Here is a 15,917-nt window from a genome sequence, read left to right as displayed (position 1 = left end):
TCCGTCACAGCGGACCGGTCCAGGCCTTTGCTGTCTTGGTTTGTCTGGGCATGGCACACACAGCCACAGCACAAGACCAAAGCGACGCCCCGCCGCCCAAAGTTTCGATCGCGGCTGCGTATACTGAGGAAATCACCGAAGAGGCCAGCTTTATCGGCCGCGCCGAGGCCCTGAACAAGGCCGACATCGTGGCGCGCGTCAGCGGGTTTCTGGAAAGCCAGAACGTTGAAGATGGCGCGCTGGTGAAACAGGGCGATTTGCTGTTCACCATTGAGCCCGACCTTTATGAAGCGACGGTAGAAGCACGCAACGCCGACCTCGACAAGGCCGAGGCCAATCTGGAACTCGCCAAGGTCGAGCTGGCCCGTAAACAAGAGCTGTACGAACGAGACGCCACCCCTGAATCCGAACGCGATATCGCACGCGCAAATGAACTGGTGGCCGAAGCACAAGTCAAAGCTGCCAAAGCCGCGATCCAGCAGGCCGAACTTGATCTAAGCTACACCAAAATCCACGCCCCGTTTGACGGGCGCATTGGTCGGGTTGCAATCAGCGTCGGTGACGTGGTCGGTCCGAACAACCCGCCGCTGGTCAATATCGTCAGCGAGGCACCGATCTATGTGAATTTTTCACTGAATGAAAAGCAGTTTACCTCGGTTCTTGAAACCGTGGGTGAGAACCCCGCATCCCTAAGCGAAAGCGACAAAAGCCCGAATGTTCATATAGATCTGCCAAACGGCTCAGAACTAGACGAAACGGGCAAAATCGTGTTTGTCGACAACCGGATCGACCCTCTGACCGGTGCCATTACGATGCGTGCCGAATTCTCGAACGCCGACCGGTTGATCGTGGACGGTGCATTTCTGAACGTGCGGATCGAGGCCCTGCAACCTACGCTTGAGGTTCTGGTGCCACAGGCCGCACTGCAACGTGATCAAAGGGGTGAATTCGTTCTGGTCGTCAATGACCAGCAAATGGTCGAACAGCGTTATATCACCACCGGCGACAACGAAGGCACGGCGGTGATCGTCAAGGACGGCCTGCGCGAAGGCGAAAGCGTCATTGTCGAGGGCCTGCAAAGGGTTCGTCCCGGGGTTGCCGTCGATGCCGTCGTGGCATCTGAGCAGCCGGGAGAGTAACAGATGTTCTCAGCCCTGTTCATCAGCCGGCCCAAGCTGGCGCTTGTTATTTCGCTTGTCCTGACCATCATGGGCGCCATCGGCTATCTGGTTCTGCCAGTGGCCCAGTTCCCCGACATCACGCCACCGGTGGTCAGCGTAACGACCACCTATACCGGTGCCAACGCCGAGACCGTTGAAAACACCGTTGCCGCGCCCATCGAGGCGCAGGTGAACGGTGTGGATGACATGATCTACATGACGTCCACCTCGGCCGATAACGGCTCGTATTCATTGAATGTCACCTTCGAGGTCGGCACCGATCCCGATATCGCCTCGGTGAACGTGCAAAACCGCGTGGCACAAGCGATGTCCTCGCTACCGGCCGAAGTGACATCTTCGGGCGTGGTGACGCAGAAGGCATCCACCAACATGCTGCTGCTGGTGACGCTGACCTCGCCCGAGGGAACGTATGACAGCGTGTTTCTGTCGAATTATGCCTCGATCAACCTGAAAGACGCACTGGCGCGCGTTCAGGGCGTTGGTAAGGCGGACGTTCTGACCAATCTGGAATACGCCATGCGGATCTGGATGGACCCGGATCAAATGGCCGCATTGTCCATTACTCCGGGCGACGTGATCAACGCCATCCGCGAGCAGAACGTCGAAGTATCGGCAGGTTCGATCGGTGCCCCACCAGTGCCCGAGGGGCAGACATTTCAGTACACGATCAAGACAAAGGGCCGCCTGACCTCGGCCGAGGAATTCGGCGAAATTGTCATCCGCACCGGCGATGCAGGATCTATCGTGCGGGTCAAAGATATCGCACGGGTGGAACTGGGTGCAGAATACTATGCGGCGTCCGGCTATTTCGATAGCGTTCCGGCCACCGTCATTGGTATATATCAGGCCCCTGGCGCAAACGCGCTGGCGGTTTCTGAACGTGTCGAGGCCGAATTGCAGCGGCTGTCTCGCAGCTTCCCTAACGATGTGGAATATGACGTTCCATTCAACACCACCGACTTTGTCGAGCAATCACTGAACGACGTGGTGACGACCCTGATCTTGACGTTCACGTTGGTAATCTCGGTTGTGTTTGTCTTTCTGGGCAGTTGGCGGGCGACGATCATCCCGGCTGTTGCGATCCCGGTCTCTCTGATCGGTACGTTCGCGTTTTTGCTGCTGTTCGGAATGTCACTGAACACGATCTCGCTGTTTGCGTTGGTTCTGGCCATCGGCATCGTGGTGGATGACGCGATTGTTGTGGTTGAAAACGTCGAACGGATCATCGCGGACGAAGGCTTGCCCCCGGCCGAAGCAACCAGAAAGGCCATGGGACAGATCACCGGCCCGGTTATTGCTACCACGCTGGTTCTGCTGGCCGTGTTCGTACCGGTGACTTTCATGCCCGGTATCTCGGGGCGGCTGTATTCACAGTTCGCGGTAACCATCTCAACCGCCGTTGTGATTTCCTCGATCAACGCGCTGACCCTGTCGCCAGCCTTGTGCGGCCTTGTTCTGAAGGCGCGATCGGGGCCACCCAAGGGGTTGCTGGCCGTGTTTGAACGCTTCATCGGCACAATCCGCAGCGGCTATGTCGCCATCGTGCGCAAACTGTTGATCCTGCCGGTCGTCGGTCTGGGCGTTATCGTTGCGCTGGCGATGGGCACCGGGACCATCATGTCCAACACATCCAGCGGCTTCCTGCCGCTTGAGGATAACGGTTACCTGTTTGTCGACATTCAGTTGCCAGACGCGGCAACGCTGGAACGGACCGAGGTCGTCTCGGCCCGTGTGGATGATCAAATTCAGCAGATCCCCGGCGTTTCAAGTACCGTTCTGATCAACGGATTTTCGATCCTGAATGGCACCACCACAAATGGCGCGGCGATCTTTGTGAACCTCGAAAACTGGGATGATCGTCAGGACGATGACCTGAGTGCGGATGCTATTCTGCAAAAGGTTCTGGCGATTGCGTATGGGGAATCCGCCGCATCGATCGTGGCCTTTAACCCGCCGCCTATTCAGGGCCTTGGCAATTCGGCCGGTGTCGAGATGGAGGTGCAACAAACCGGGGGCGGAACACCGCAGGATCTGGCCTCAGCCGTGGGGTCGTTCGTATACGCGGCGAACCAGCGGCCCGAAATCGGGCAGTCCTATACGACCTTCCGCGCAAACGTGCCGCAGTTGTTCGTCGATCTGGACCGCGAAAAAGCCAAAACACTGCAGGTGTCCGTGGCCGAAGTGTTCCAGACCATGCAGGCGCAGTTGGGGTCGTACTACGTCAACGACTTCAACCTGTTCGGACGGGTGTATCGCGTGATGATCCAGGCCGATGGCAGCTATCGCGACAATGTCGAAGATATCTCGAACCTCTATGTCCGCTCGGAACAAGGTGAGATGGTGCCACTGGGCACGCTGATCGACGTGGAAAACGTGCTGGGACCAGTGCTGCTTAAGCGGCACAACCTGTTCCGGTCGGCGACCGTTACAGCTGTACCAGCGCCGGGCTTGTCCACTGGCGATGCTATCAACGTGATGACCGAGGAATCTGCGACCGCCCTGCCCCCGGGATACGCGTTCGAATGGACTGGTACGGCGCAGCAGCAGTTGGCCTCGGGCAGTCTGGTGATTGTGATCCTGGGGCTGGCAATCCTGTTCGGCTATCTGTTTCTGGTCGGTCAGTACGAAAGCTGGTCGATGCCGGTATCGATCCTGCTGTCGGTGATTGTGGCACTGTTCGGGGCGGTGGCCGCCGTGGCCATCGTTGGCAGTGATATCAACCTTTATACGCAAATCGGGATGATCATGCTTGTGGGGTTGGCATCGAAAAACGGCATTCTGATCGTTGAGTTCGCGATGGAGCAACGGGCAAATGGCCTTTCGATCCGGGATGCCGCCGCCGAGGCAGCCTATCAGCGTTTTCGCGCGGTGATGATGACCGCCCTGTCCTTCCTGCTAGGCGTTGTACCGCTGCTAGCAGCGAGTGGCGCGGGTGCGGCCAGCCAGAAAGCGATCGGTGTTGCCGTCTTTGGCGGGATGCTTGCAGCCACGCTGGTTGGTGTCATTCTGGTGCCGGTTCTCTATGCCCTGATGCAGAGTCTCAGGGAATGGATCAAGGGCACCAAGAACGACCCCGGTCCCTCGGAAGAAACAGCGTAATAATAAATGCCCCGCCAAATCGGCGGGGCTTTTTCTTAGGCAGCAGCCTGAGCGCTGCGATGGTCCATCCAATCCTGTATCCGGGCGATCTGCTCAACGCTCAGACGCAAGCCCAGCTTGTTTCGACGCCAGACGACATCCTCGGCCGTGCGGGCATATTCTTTATCCATCAGCCATTCCAACTCGCGCGCAGTCAGTGTGGCACCGAAGTCCTCTCCCAAGTCTTGGGCGGATTTCGCATCCCCTAGAATGATCCTGGCCTCGGTGCCGTAGGCGCTCACAAGACGCTCGGCCCAGGCGCGCTCCAAAAAGGCAAAGTCAGCTTCCAACCCAGCCACCAGATTTTGCACCCCTTCGACAGGGAAATCTCCGCCAGGCAAAGCCACACCAGCCGTCCAGGGACCGGGTAAGTCCGGGAAATGCTCGGCTGCTTTCTCCAACGCACTCTCGGCCAGACGTCGGTAGGTTGTGATCTTGCCGCCGAAGACATTCAGCACCGGTGCCCCGCCTTGCGCGTCCACTTTCAACGTATAGTCCCGAGTCGCGGCGGTGGCGCTACTGGCACCGTCATCGTACAGCGGGCGGACACCTGAGTATGTCCAGACGATTTCATCTCGCGTCACTGGCGTCTTGAAATATTTGGTCGCAAACGCGCACAGATATTCCTGTTCCGCCTCGGTACACACCGGAGATTCAGATGGATTCGGATGATCCTGATCTGTCGTGCCGATCAAGGTGAAATCACGCTCGTACGGGATGGCGAAAATGATGCGCCCATCCTCGCCCTGAAAAAAGTAACACTTGTCGTGGTCAAACAGCCTGCGGGTCACGATATGACTGCCCCGCACCAACCGGACGCCCTCGCGCGAATTCACGTGGATTTTCGATTGAATGATATCCCCAACCCATGGACCACCAGCGTTGATCAGCATTCTAGCCTTGATCACGCGTGTCTCGTCACTGTCGCGGTCCCGAACCGTCACCTCCCATAGGTCGTCTACGCGCTTCGCCGCCAGAACCTCGGTGCGAACCATAATATTAGCACCGCGTGCCGCGGCATCGCGGGCGTTGAGAACGACAAGGCGCGAATCCTCGACCCAGCAATCGGAATACTCATAGGCGGTCTCAAACTTGTCCTGCAGCGGTCGCCCTTCGGGTGCTGTTTTCAGGTTCAGAGACGCCGTGCCCGGTAGATTTTTACGCCCACCCAGGTGGTCGTACATGAACAACCCCAACCGGATCAGCCAGGCCGGACGACGACCCTTCATCCAAGGCATCACGGTGCTTAACAGGCGCGAGGTCGGCGTTTCGGAATCGAACCGCATGTCTGCGTGGTACGGCAGCACAAATCGCATCGGCCAGCTGATATGCGGCATCGCCTGCAGCAAGGTTTCACGTTCGATCAGGGCCTCGCGGACAAGGCGGAATTCAAAGAACTCCAGGTACCGCAATCCGCCGTGAAACAGCTTGGTCGACGCCGACGAGGTTGCCGAGGCCAGATCGTTCATCTCGGCCAGAGTCACCGACAGCCCGCGCCCCGCCGCGTCGCGTGCGATGCCGCATCCATTGATGCCGCCGCCAATGATAAAAAGGTCTGAGATCTGGTCGTGTGACTGTTCCATATCTGGATGATTCCCGTTTTCCGAAAACGCGCGCTCATTAACCGTACAGGCCCGCGCTTCGTCAATGTTTGTTTTCGTTTTTGTTCGTTTTGCCACACAATATTCGCTTTTTTGCGCATTCGCCTAGCACATTATTGCAATTCAACGAAAACAGAACAAAAACGAACACATCATAATTGGAGCCAACCGTGTCCCTTTCCTTTCGCCAGTCAGACATTCTGAACATCGCTAAACAAGATGGCCGCGTGATGGTCGAAGACCTGGCGCTGCGGTTTGATGTGACGGTTCAGACCATCCGACGCGATCTTTCGGAACTTGCTGACATGGGCAAACTGGACCGCGTGCACGGTGGTGCTGTCCTTCGTTCGGGGGTGTCAAATATCGGGTATGAGGATCGCCGGGCGCTTAACGCAGACGCCAAGACGCGCATCGCGCAACTCTGCGCGCAGGACATTCCCGATGGCGCATCTGTGTTCTTGAACATCGGCACCTCGACCGAGGCTGTTGCCCGGCAATTACTGAACCACAAAGACTTGATGGTGGTGACCAATAACATGAACGTCGCCAATATTCTGGTCGACAACCCAAACTGTCAAATTGTTGTGGCGGGCGGTGTGCTGCGCCGTTCGGATGGGGGACTGGTCGGCAACCTGACGATTGCTACCATCGAACAGTTCAAGTTCGACTATGCCATCATCGGATGTTCGGCGTTGGATGCCGAAGGTGATCTGATGGATTTTGACTTTCAAGAAGTCCGGGTCAGTCAGACCATCATTGCCCAAGCCCGCCGAACCTGCGTGGTGGCCGATCACTCTAAATTCCAACGTTCAGCCCCCGCCCGAATTGCCTCATTGTCCGATGTCGATGTGTTCTATACCGACAAAGCCCCTCCCAATTCTCTAACCAAGAAATGTTCCGAATGGCGAACACAATTAAAGCTGTGCGCCTGACCCCAAGCAATTCGCATTAAACGGGAATTTCCTTCGCGACTTCTTGCCAGAACCAAATTCACCTGACACACTCCCCCATATTGCAATCGTCGCACGGGAGGGGAGAACCGAGCCATGATAGCGCTTTTGTTTGCGTTACTTACAGCCACGATGGGACTGAATTACTTTAATCGGACAACAGCGGCTAACGTGCTTTTCTTTTTCACGCTGGCGTTGAGTGTGTATTGGCTGAAGTTCCATGCCACCAGCCAACTGACGATCCAATTGTAAGGGGGCCGCGATGACACCGGAACTTTCACGCAATCTCAACGCTCTTGGTATGCTGGCTGTCAGCCTGGTGTTGGTGCTGGCCTATTTCTACCAGTTAAAACTCGATGAACTCCCCTGCCCTCTGTGCCTGTTGCAAAGGGTTGGACTGGTGGCCGTGGGCGTTGGTCTAGGCCTGAACCTGCTGTACGGAGCGCGGCCGCAGCACTATGCGATCATGCTGCTTGCGGCACTGTTCGGCGGCAGCGTCGCCGTACGCCAGATTCTGCTGCATATCGTACCGGGCACAGGTCACTATGGGTCACCGGTTCTGGGGTTGCACTATTATACTTGGTCCGCGATCTGCTTTTTCCTGATCTTGCTGGGTACGGCCTGTATGCTGCTGTTTGACCGGCAGTACGCCGAAAACACCCAACAGCCGCGTTTTGGTGGCAGCGTACTGGCCAAAAGCGCGTTCTTTATCATGCTGGGGCTGGCGGCGCTGAATGCGGTCTCGACACTGGTGGAATGCGGGCCTGGAATCTGCGCAGACCCACCCACCAGCTACAAATTGATTGACGAACTGGGCACCGACGGCTGAGGATAGGACAACCTGCCCAAAAGGAGGCACGAGCATGGGACTATTGGGGCAGCCACTTGGCTACTATGACTACCTGACTTTCGTGGCATTGATCCTGCTTCTTGCGGCTGTGATGGCGCTGATCCTGTTCATCATGGGGTTACCGGGGCGGATCGCGATCAAACGCAATCACCCCCATGCCGAAGCCGTCAAGATCATGGGGTGGATGGGTTTTCTGGCTGTTGTGCCGTGGGTGCATGCCTTTATGTGGGCCTTCCACGATGGCGTCACAGTCGACATTCGGCGCACACCTGATGACGAAAAAGATGCGATCCGCAAGGAAATCAAGCGGTTGGGCGGAACGGTGAACGAAGAATACAGCGATCCGCTAGACCCTGACGAGACGCAGAAAAGCTAAGGCCAAAGGAAGTCACAGAATATGTTTGTCGCCCTCGGCATTACGCTGTTCTACATCATTTTCGTCTGGTTCATTTTCTTCAAAGCGAAGTTACTGAAGTTCAACATCACCTGGGGTGTCGTTTCATTCTGGGTCGGCGCGCATCTGCTGCTGATTTTCCTTGTCGCACTGCGCTTTTTTCAACCGTTTTCGCTCGACAGCCACGTAGTACGTTCGACCATCCAAATCGTGCCGCGACTGACTGAGCCGACGATCCTGACCGAGGTGCTGGTCGAGCCGAATACCGAAGTGAAAAAGGGCGATCCCCTCTATCGCTTTGACGACACGGTATTCGCTTTGGAAGTTGAAGAGGCGACCGCGCAGCTGGTGGCAGCCGAGCAGAATGCCAAAATCTTGGAACAGGACGTGATCGCGGCGTCCGAGGCCATCGAGCGCGCAAATGCGCAGCTAGCTTACGCCCTGACCCAACAGGCGCGGTACGAGAATCTCGTGCCTGCTGGTGGCGCAAGGCAGGACGAACTGGATCGCTGGGATGAGCAGGTCACCGAGGATCAGGCACAGGTCAAAGAGGCCGAGGCCAATCTCGAAAAGGCTCAACTGGCGCTGGATTCCCAGATTGACGGGGTCAATACCGGTATCCTTCAGGCGCAGGCACAGCTAGATAAAGCCCAGTATTTCCTTGAAAACACGACGATCTATGCACCCGAAGACGGTATGATCGTCTCGCAACAGGCGCGTCCCGGTCTGGTTGTTGGCGATATCCGCCTGGGTGCAATTGCCAGTTTCGTGACCAAGGACAATCCTTACATTCTAGCCACCTATCGTCAGCAGAACCTGAAATTTGTCGAGCCCGGTCAGGAAGTGGAGGTCGCGCTGGACCTTTATCCCGGCGAGATTCTAACGGGCAAGGTCGAAGCAATCTGGTGGGCTACGCGTCAAGGTCAGTACCTGCCCTCAGGCCGCCTGCCCGGCTTTGAGTTTCCAAAACTACCGGGTCGCATCGCGGTGCAGATCTCGGTCGACATCCCAGACGGTCACACATTTCCCGCCGGCGGCCACGCGGCGGTCGCCATCTACACCGGTCAGGGCAAAAGCTTTGAATTCCTGCGCCGCATCAATATCCGCCTGTATTCTTTCGCCAACTTCATCCGACCACTGGATATCTGAGGACACATGACATGACCCGGGCCAGACTTCACCGCAGATTGATCGGCACCGCCCTATGCGCGGCCCTGCTGGTCGGCTGCACGCCAGTTGGCCCGGATTTCGTGCGCCCGAACTCTCCGGTCGTGAAAGAATGGATCGAGGTGAACAGCCCCAGCGCCGGACCCAGCGGCCTAACCTCGCGCAGCGCGCCGGTGGTCAAATGGTGGGAGACGTTCAACGACCCCACCCTGAACAAACTGGTTGCAGAGGCTTATGCCCAGAACCTTGATCTACAGGTGGCAGGTGCCCGTGTCCTGCAGGCTCGCGCGCAGTTGGGGATTGCGTTCGGCGAGCTGTATCCGCAATCGCAAGCCATCGGCGGATCAATCGAGCGGCGCCAAATCAGTGACAATCTTGGGCCGATTTCGGATGTAAATCGGATCATCCCCTTGGATACCGAGTTTTCGACATCTCAGGTCGGGTTCGATGCGCAATGGGAGCTGGACGTCTGGGGTCAGCAAAGGCGCGGCGTTCAGGCGGCGCGGTCCAATCTGGCGCTGCAGGTGGCGAATTACGACGACGCCCTGGTGACGCTGACCGGCGACGTCGCCGCCCTGTACGTAAATATCCGCGCTTTGCAGGAATCTCTGGCGGTCGCGCGTGAGAACATTCAGCTGCAACAGGCGTCTGCTGATCTGACGCAATTGCGCTTTGACAACGGTGTGACGACCGAGCTGGACGTGCAGGAATCCACTGCCCTGCTAAACAACACCAAGGCGCTGGTCCCAGAGATTGAAAGCGACTTGCAGCAAGCCAAAAATGCGCTGGCTGTGTTGCTGGGGGCAACGCCCTCGCGAATGACCAGTCTGCTGGGTAATTCGGGGCGCATCCCTTCAGCCCGGTCGAATGTTGCCGTGGGTGTTCCGGCCGAGCTGCTGCGTCGCCGTCCCGATGTCCGCGCGGCCGAGTTGGCGGCGGCAACGCAATCGGCCGAGGTCGGCATTGCGATAGCTGATCTGTACCCGCAATTCATTCTGTCAGGGTCCATCGGCCTGCAAGCCTCGGGCGGGCGGGATTTGTTTTCCGCAGCCAGCTCAACCAGTCTGGCCAATGCAGGTGTGGTCTGGAACGTGCTGAACTACGGCCGGATCAAGAACAACGTCCGTGCGCAAGACGCGGCTTATCAAGCACTGATCGCCAACTACCAAAACACTGTTCTAACCGCCTATTCCGAGGTGGAAAGCGCGATGGTCGCCTACGCCCAATCGCGCAAGCAGGTGGGCTTTTACGAAAACAGCGTCACAGCGTCGCGCAAGGCCGCCCAGATTGCGGTGGATCAATATCGCGACGGTATTGCCGATTATTCCCGCATCCTGAACACTCAGACCGCGTTGCTGCGGTCGCAGGCCAATCTGATCGAGGCGCGGCAACAGGTCTCAAGCAATCTGGTTGCCGTGTACAAGGGGCTGGGCGGCGGCTGGCAGATTCGCCAAAATCAGGAATTCCTACCTGAAACCGTGCTGGCCGAGATGGCATACCGCACCGATTGGGGCGACCTGCTGCAACAAGACCCAACGCGGGCAAGCCTCAACTAATCGCTATTTGGTCAATCCGCGCAGCCCGCCGGAAATCAGGATGTTCACTTCATACAGGATGCGCGGCGCTGCAAAACCGCCCGGGCTGGCCAGATAATTCGGGCTCCATTCCGGGTCGAACTTCTGCTTGAAGGATCGCAATCCTTCAAAGTGATAAAACTGTTCGCCATGCTCATAGACAAACCCGCCGACACGGTTCCAGAACGAAGCCAGTTGCCGGTTCTCGATCCCCGAAAACGGCGCCGCGCCCAGCGAGAACCAGTGGAACCCCTGCTCTGCTCCCCACGACATCATCTCGGCAAACAGCGCGTCCATAATGAAGTTCGAGCCGTCAGGTTCGTAACGCATCAAATCCAGCGACAGTTCAGATTTATGGCCGCCTTGGAACAGATTGGCAAAAGCCACAATCTTGCCTGTGTCCCCATTTCGCAGCACGGCAAAATCGAAATAGGACAGGTAGTCATCGTCGAACCCGCCAAGGGCAAAACCCTTTTCCTCACCCGCTTTATGCTCGAGCCAGTCGTCAGAAATTTTGCGTAGCTCCGGCAGGACCGGGGTCAGTTCTTCCTTCGGGATGATCTCGAACACATACCCTTCACGCTCGGCCCGGTTTTTGGCCTGACGGAACCGTTTGCGGGATTTGCCATCCAGCGAGAAATCTTGCAGCGGCACCCGCGCGACCTCACCGATTTTCAAGATGGACAGACCCAGATCCAGAAAGGTTGGCAGATATTTGGTAGAAACGCTGTAAAACGCACAGAGCTTGCCCTCGCGATCCGCCATTTCGCGCAGCTGCCAGATCAGTTGTTGACCGGCTTTTTCATCGCCAACCGGCTCTCCCTTGGTGATTAGAGCGTTGCCGGTGTCGGCATAAGCAAGAAACGCGGATTCATCGGGCGCGATCAGAAACTGCTTGTCACCGGTCAGTGAAATCTGCGCTTCGGTATCTTCGCTTTCCAATGCCAACCGTTCGACGGCGGGCGGTATTTCTGTGCGTACCGGTTCAGGGATTTCCCGCCCGAATAGTGAGTTCACAGCCACCACACCAAGTATGACCGCTACCACCAGGCTGGAACGCAGGAACCGTGAGGCGTCGCCGCTCCACGCGAAATCCCACCACAGGGCGTTCTGGTATTCGACATGCGAATAGGCAAACAGCCCGATCCAGAAAATGACCGCCAACAGGGCCACTACGCTGACCAGCCACGGGATGTTCAGCCGAAAAATCGACGCGCCGCTGACCCGGTAAAACGCACCCCGGAATGTGGCCAGTACCGCGATTGAGGCCAGCATGCCGATCGCCTCGTGCGTATCCAACCCCTTGGTCAACGAGGCAACGAAACCGGCCACCATCAGCAACATCGCCACGATCCAGGCACGATAAAGTTTGCGGAACAAACCGCGCGAAATCAGGATCAGAAGAACACCTATTGCACTGCCTGCCAGATGTGAGGCTTCGACGAAGGACAAAGGCAGAAAATCTCGCAAAACACCAAGGCTTTGACTGCTGGACGGTAAGGCCCCGGACACCAACAGGATGATCCCGGCAACCGCCGTCACGCCTGCGGCAACCATCGGCACAATCGGCCGGATCGCGCGATAGACCCACGTGGCCGCGCCACTAATATGGTGGCGATGCGTCAGCGCCGAGGCCACAGCAATCGACACGCTGGCAATGACAAAAGGCAGAAATGTGTAGACCAGACGATACAGCAGCAAGGCCGCGATTACGTCAGACCGGCCAGAGGCACCCAAACCTGCGATCAATGTCGCCTCGAACGCGCCAATGCCGCCCGGCGCGTGACTTACGATCCCAACGGCAATAGCCCCAATAAAGATCGTGAAGAAATAGGGGTAGCCGACCCCAAGGTCATCGGGCATCAGGGTATAAAGCACCATCGAAGCGCCAAACAGGTCCCCGATCGCGGCCAGCGTTAGCAAGCCTGCCAGTTTGCCGCCAGGCAAGTTGAACCCAAATCCGCCATAGGCCAACTTGCGCCCGCCCCGCGCGAGCCAGAGGAACAAGGCCACCAACGCGGCCAACAGGCACAGACCGATTATGGTCTCAGTCGTGTCGCTGATCGGCAGAACATTTGAAATACCATCGGGATGCAGGGTAAGCAGTATGCCCAGCAACAGCACCAGCCCGGACCAGAACGCGATCCAAGAGGTCGCGATGACCCCGGCAACCCGGCTTAGGTCCAACCCAAGCGAGGCGTAGATACGATAGCGGATCGCCGTTCCGGTAATGTAGGAAAAGCCAAGGCAGTTCGATACGGCATAGCCACTGGCTCCGGCCATGCCAGCTACGGTCAGGGGAACCTCTCCGTCCGCCACGCTTTGCACGGCCAGCACGTCGTACATGGACAAGGACAAAAAGCTGAAACAGGTCCAGCACAGCGCGATGAACATCAGTTTCCAGGATGTATTTGCCACATCCACCTGAACATCGGCCCATTTCACGTGCTGGGACAGTTCGTGCAGTACGACCAGCGCAATCAACGTCACCAGGATCGGAACCGCAATTCTGACCGCGGGCTTTTCAAGGAACCCGGTGACCCGCTCGGCCAGACGAACGGCCCAAAGCTCTTTGTCAGTCTCCTGCGTGGTCATGGTTCCCCCCTGCTCTGAGGCACTGCAACGATCCTGTGCGCGGATCGGCGACGCAGGGCAACCTTGGCACAATTTCCTTGAACGTCAAAGCACTACAAGGGATCAGACCCGCCCTTTACGCGTTGACAGCAACAGATTGGTCTCGGACCGCGTTATCCCCTCCATCCGCCGGATCTGAAACAAGACCTCGTCCAGTTCCGCCAAAGTTTCGGTGCCGATCTCGGCAATCAGATCCCAACTGCCGTTGGTCGTATGCACGGCGCGCACTTGGCGCAGGGCGGCGATTCTGGCCATCGTGCGTTCGGTCCCGCGGCCTTCGATCTCAAGCATCATAAGGCCCCGCACCGGGCTTTCCGCCACATCCAAACGGGTCAGGACGGTAAAGCCCACAATCTCACCCGATTGTTTCAGACGCTGCAGGCGGCTGCGCACCGTGGTGCGGGTTACGCCCAGCGTCTCGGCCAGTTCAGACAGCGAGGCCCGCGCGTCCCGGTGCAGCGCATTCAGCAACCTACTGTCCAAATCGTCCATAGTCATTTCTCATTTCGCTTATTGAGGTTTCATTTTGAACATTTTGCTCTCTTTTCGCAACCCACCCTGCGGAACTAAACAAACATATGGACAACAAACACGTTATATTGGTCGGCGCCCCGATGGACGCTGGCAAGCGTCGTCAGGGCTGCCGAATGGGGCCTGACGCCTATCGAGTGGCCGGTCTGGATCAGGCTTTGGCCAATCTGGGTCATCAGGTTTCAGACATTGGCGATGTCCAGCCGGACAGCACGGATGTGGCTGAGGACACACATCTGTTCGCCCTGCCCGAGGTTATCGGCTGGACCAACGCGCTAAGCCGTGCGGCGCAGGAAACTGCCCCCAAGGGTCTGCCGATCTTTATGGGCGGCGACCACGCGCTGTCGATGGGAACCGTTGCAGGGATGGCCGCCCATGCCCAGCAGATCGGACGCCCTCTGTTCGTGCTTTGGCTGGATGCCCATAGCGACTTTCACACCCCCGACAGCACTGGCAGCGGCAACCTGCACGGTACTCCTGTCGCCTATTTCACCGGCCAGGCGGGTTTTGATAATTTCCCAACCGTACCCGCCCCGGTTCCAACAGATCGCGTGGGCATGATTGGCTTGCGCTCGGTCGATCCTGCCGAGCGCGCACGGCTTGAGGAAGATCACGCCATGCTGGCCGATATGCGCAGCATTGACGAACACGGAATCAAAGCCCCATTGAACGCGTTTCTTGATCGGGTCCGGGCGGAGAATGGCATCCTGCATGTCTCGCTGGATGTCGACTTTCTTGATCCCTCGATCGCCCCTGCCGTCGGCACCACCGTCCCCGGCGGCGCGACCGAACGCGAGGCGCATCTGGTGATGGAGCTGCTGCACGAGAGCGGCCATGTCTGCTCTTTGGACCTGGTCGAGCTGAACCCGTTTCTGGACGAACGCGGCCGTACCGCAAAACTGATGGTCGATCTGGCCGCCTCATTGTTGGGCCGCCGCATTTTTGACCGCCCAACACGGAGCTTCTGATGCACTCTCTGCAAGCTCCCCCTGCCGTCGTGATGATCCGGCCCCATGCGTTTGCTTCTAACCCTGAGACGCGCGACGACAATGCGTTTCAGACATTGGCCAACCGCTCGGCCGAAGCCACATCTGCTCAGGCGCGCGATGAACATGACCAGGCGGTCGCATTGCTGCGCGATGCAGGTGTAAAGGTTCATGTCTTCGACGATCACGGGGACCTCGACACACCCGACAGCGTATTTCCGAACAACTGGTTCTCGACCCATCCCGGCGGGCATGTGGCGATCTATCCGATGTTTGTACCGTCGCGCAGGCGGGAACGCCGCGCGGACGTCATTGAGATGCTGAAACAGGAATACCGTGTTCAGGACGTGATTGACTATTCCGGGCTTGAGCAGGACAAACTGGCGCTGGAAGGCACCGGAGCAATGGTTCTGGACCACGTCGGCCGCGTCGCTTACACAGTCAAATCCAACCGTGCCGATCCCGTTTTGTTGGAGCGTTTCTGCACCCATTTCAATTATGAGCCTATTGTGTTCGAAGCACATGATGCCGAAGGGCGAGATGTCTATCACACCAATGTTCTGATGGGCATCGGCAGCGAGTACGCGCTGATCTGTCTGGACATGATCACCGATCCGGAACGGCGCGCGACCGTAAAAGCCCGGTTGGAAGAATCCGGTCGCACGGTCATTGACCTGACCCACGAACAGATCGCCGAATTTGCGGGCAACGCCATCGAACTTAGCGGTCGGGATGGCCTGGTTTTGGCGCTGTCGAGCCGCGCGCTTGCCGCCCTGACCCCGGATCAACTCGCAAAAATCGAAGCCAGCGCAACGCCGCTGCCGCTGTCGGTTCCCACAATTGAAACTGCCGGTGGATCCGTGCGCTGCATGATTGCAGGCATCCACCTGTCCCGTCGATAGGAGACCCCA

The 15,917-nt window shown here is 57.8% G+C and carries 13 protein-coding genes; 10 read left to right on the top strand and 3 right to left on the bottom strand.

The genetic code is table 11. The features are described 5' to 3' along the window. Positions 1-50: 50 nt before the first annotated feature. Both GOX21_RS01290 and GOX21_RS01285 read left to right on the top strand, forming a co-directional pair. On the top strand, positions 51-1,139 hold the full coding sequence (locus GOX21_RS01290) for an efflux RND transporter periplasmic adaptor subunit (RefSeq protein ID WP_413247481.1): 1,089 nt from the start codon (positions 51-53) through the stop codon (positions 1,137-1,139). A 3-nt stretch (positions 1,140-1,142) separates the two neighbouring features. Continuing rightward, positions 1,143-4,280 carry an efflux RND transporter permease subunit gene (locus GOX21_RS01285; protein ID WP_170374950.1) on the top strand — a complete coding sequence of 1,046 codons (3,138 nt, stop codon included), beginning with the start codon at positions 1,143-1,145 and terminating at the stop codon, positions 4,278-4,280. Positions 4,281-4,315: 35 nt separating this feature from the next. On the opposite strand, the gene glpD is transcribed toward GOX21_RS01285, so the two are convergent. Beyond that, entirely contained in the window at positions 4,316-5,902 is a 1,587-nt protein-coding gene (gene glpD / locus GOX21_RS01280) for a glycerol-3-phosphate dehydrogenase (protein ID WP_170374948.1), read from the bottom strand. 188 nt (positions 5,903-6,090) lie between these two features. Here glpD and GOX21_RS01275 point away from each other — a divergent pair, with 188 nt between their 5' ends. The 6 genes from GOX21_RS01275 (at position 6,091) to GOX21_RS01255 (ending at position 10,837) form a co-directional block, all read left to right on the top strand. Beyond that, complete coding sequence (locus GOX21_RS01275; RefSeq protein WP_170374946.1) at positions 6,091-6,852, top strand: DeoR/GlpR family DNA-binding transcription regulator; 762 nt, start codon at positions 6,091-6,093, stop codon at positions 6,850-6,852. A 114-nt stretch (positions 6,853-6,966) separates the two neighbouring features. Then, positions 6,967-7,122, top strand: coding sequence for a DUF5993 family protein (locus GOX21_RS21475; RefSeq protein WP_170331252.1), 156 nt, complete (start codon positions 6,967-6,969; stop codon positions 7,120-7,122). A 10-nt stretch (positions 7,123-7,132) separates the two neighbouring features. Further along, positions 7,133-7,699, top strand: coding sequence for a disulfide bond formation protein B (locus tag GOX21_RS01270; RefSeq protein ID WP_170348436.1), 567 nt, complete (start codon positions 7,133-7,135; stop codon positions 7,697-7,699). Positions 7,700-7,733: 34 nt separating this feature from the next. Next, a complete protein-coding gene (locus GOX21_RS01265) occupies positions 7,734-8,096 on the top strand; it encodes a DUF3302 domain-containing protein (protein ID WP_170348435.1) in 363 nt (120 codons plus the stop codon). A 21-nt stretch (positions 8,097-8,117) separates the two neighbouring features. After that, positions 8,118-9,263, top strand: a complete 1,146-nt coding sequence (locus GOX21_RS01260) for an HlyD family secretion protein (RefSeq protein WP_170374944.1) — start codon at positions 8,118-8,120, stop codon at positions 9,261-9,263. Between the two features lie 11 nt (positions 9,264-9,274). Next, positions 9,275-10,837 carry an efflux transporter outer membrane subunit gene (locus GOX21_RS01255; RefSeq protein WP_170374941.1) on the top strand — a complete coding sequence of 521 codons (1,563 nt, stop codon included), beginning with the start codon at positions 9,275-9,277 and terminating at the stop codon, positions 10,835-10,837. Between the two features lie 3 nt (positions 10,838-10,840). Here GOX21_RS01255 and mprF read toward each other — a convergent pair whose 3' ends face one another. Both mprF and GOX21_RS01245 read right to left on the bottom strand, forming a co-directional pair. After that, positions 10,841-13,450 (bottom strand): bifunctional lysylphosphatidylglycerol flippase/synthetase MprF, encoded by a 2,610-nt coding sequence (gene mprF / locus GOX21_RS01250; RefSeq protein WP_170374940.1) that lies wholly within the window; start codon positions 13,448-13,450, stop codon positions 10,841-10,843. 102 nt (positions 13,451-13,552) lie between these two features. Then, on the bottom strand, positions 13,553-13,981 hold the full coding sequence (locus tag GOX21_RS01245; RefSeq protein ID WP_058280995.1) for an Lrp/AsnC family transcriptional regulator: 429 nt from the start codon (positions 13,979-13,981) through the stop codon (positions 13,553-13,555). Between the two features lie 86 nt (positions 13,982-14,067). On the opposite strand from GOX21_RS01245, the gene rocF reads away from it, so the two are divergent. Together rocF and ctlX are read left to right on the top strand one after the other, a co-directional pair. Further along, the gene (gene rocF, locus GOX21_RS01240) at positions 14,068-14,988 is read left to right on the top strand and encodes an arginase (RefSeq protein WP_170374938.1); all 921 of its coding nucleotides are present in this window, start codon (positions 14,068-14,070) and stop codon (positions 14,986-14,988) included. Then, entirely contained in the window at positions 14,988-15,908 is a 921-nt protein-coding gene (gene ctlX / locus GOX21_RS01235) for a citrulline utilization hydrolase CtlX (protein ID WP_170374936.1), read from the top strand. Before rocF ends, ctlX begins: the two co-directional genes overlap by 1 nt. The last annotated feature ends 9 nt before the right edge of the window (positions 15,909-15,917 follow it).

The organism is Ruegeria atlantica (assembly GCF_013032005.1).
GTDB classification, from domain to species: domain Bacteria; phylum Pseudomonadota; class Alphaproteobacteria; order Rhodobacterales; family Rhodobacteraceae; genus Ruegeria; species Ruegeria atlantica_A.
This window is presented reverse-complemented; position numbering and strand designations above follow the sequence as displayed.

Bases quoted from the DNA above. Each gene is read 5' to 3' on its own strand.
- GOX21_RS01260 (WP_170374944.1), top strand. From the start codon at position 8,118: ATGTTTGTCGCCCTCGGCATTACGCTGTTCTACATCATTTTCGTCTGG.
- glpD (WP_170374948.1), bottom strand. From the start codon at position 5,902: ATGGAACAGTCACACGACCAGATCTCAGACCTTTTTATCATTGGCGGC.
- mprF (WP_170374940.1), bottom strand. From the start codon at position 13,450: ATGACCACGCAGGAGACTGACAAAGAGCTTTGGGCCGTTCGTCTGGCC.
- GOX21_RS21475 (WP_170331252.1), top strand. From the start codon at position 6,967: ATGATAGCGCTTTTGTTTGCGTTACTTACAGCCACGATGGGACTGAAT.
- GOX21_RS01255 (WP_170374941.1), top strand. From the start codon at position 9,275: ATGACCCGGGCCAGACTTCACCGCAGATTGATCGGCACCGCCCTATGC.
- GOX21_RS01265 (WP_170348435.1), top strand. From the start codon at position 7,734: ATGGGACTATTGGGGCAGCCACTTGGCTACTATGACTACCTGACTTTC.
- ctlX (WP_170374936.1), top strand. From the start codon at position 14,988: ATGCACTCTCTGCAAGCTCCCCCTGCCGTCGTGATGATCCGGCCCCAT.
- GOX21_RS01270 (WP_170348436.1), top strand. From the start codon at position 7,133: ATGACACCGGAACTTTCACGCAATCTCAACGCTCTTGGTATGCTGGCT.
- GOX21_RS01245 (WP_058280995.1), bottom strand. From the start codon at position 13,981: ATGGACGATTTGGACAGTAGGTTGCTGAATGCGCTGCACCGGGACGCG.
- rocF (WP_170374938.1), top strand. From the start codon at position 14,068: ATGGACAACAAACACGTTATATTGGTCGGCGCCCCGATGGACGCTGGC.
- GOX21_RS01290 (WP_413247481.1), top strand. From the start codon at position 51: ATGGCACACACAGCCACAGCACAAGACCAAAGCGACGCCCCGCCGCCC.
- GOX21_RS01285 (WP_170374950.1), top strand. From the start codon at position 1,143: ATGTTCTCAGCCCTGTTCATCAGCCGGCCCAAGCTGGCGCTTGTTATT.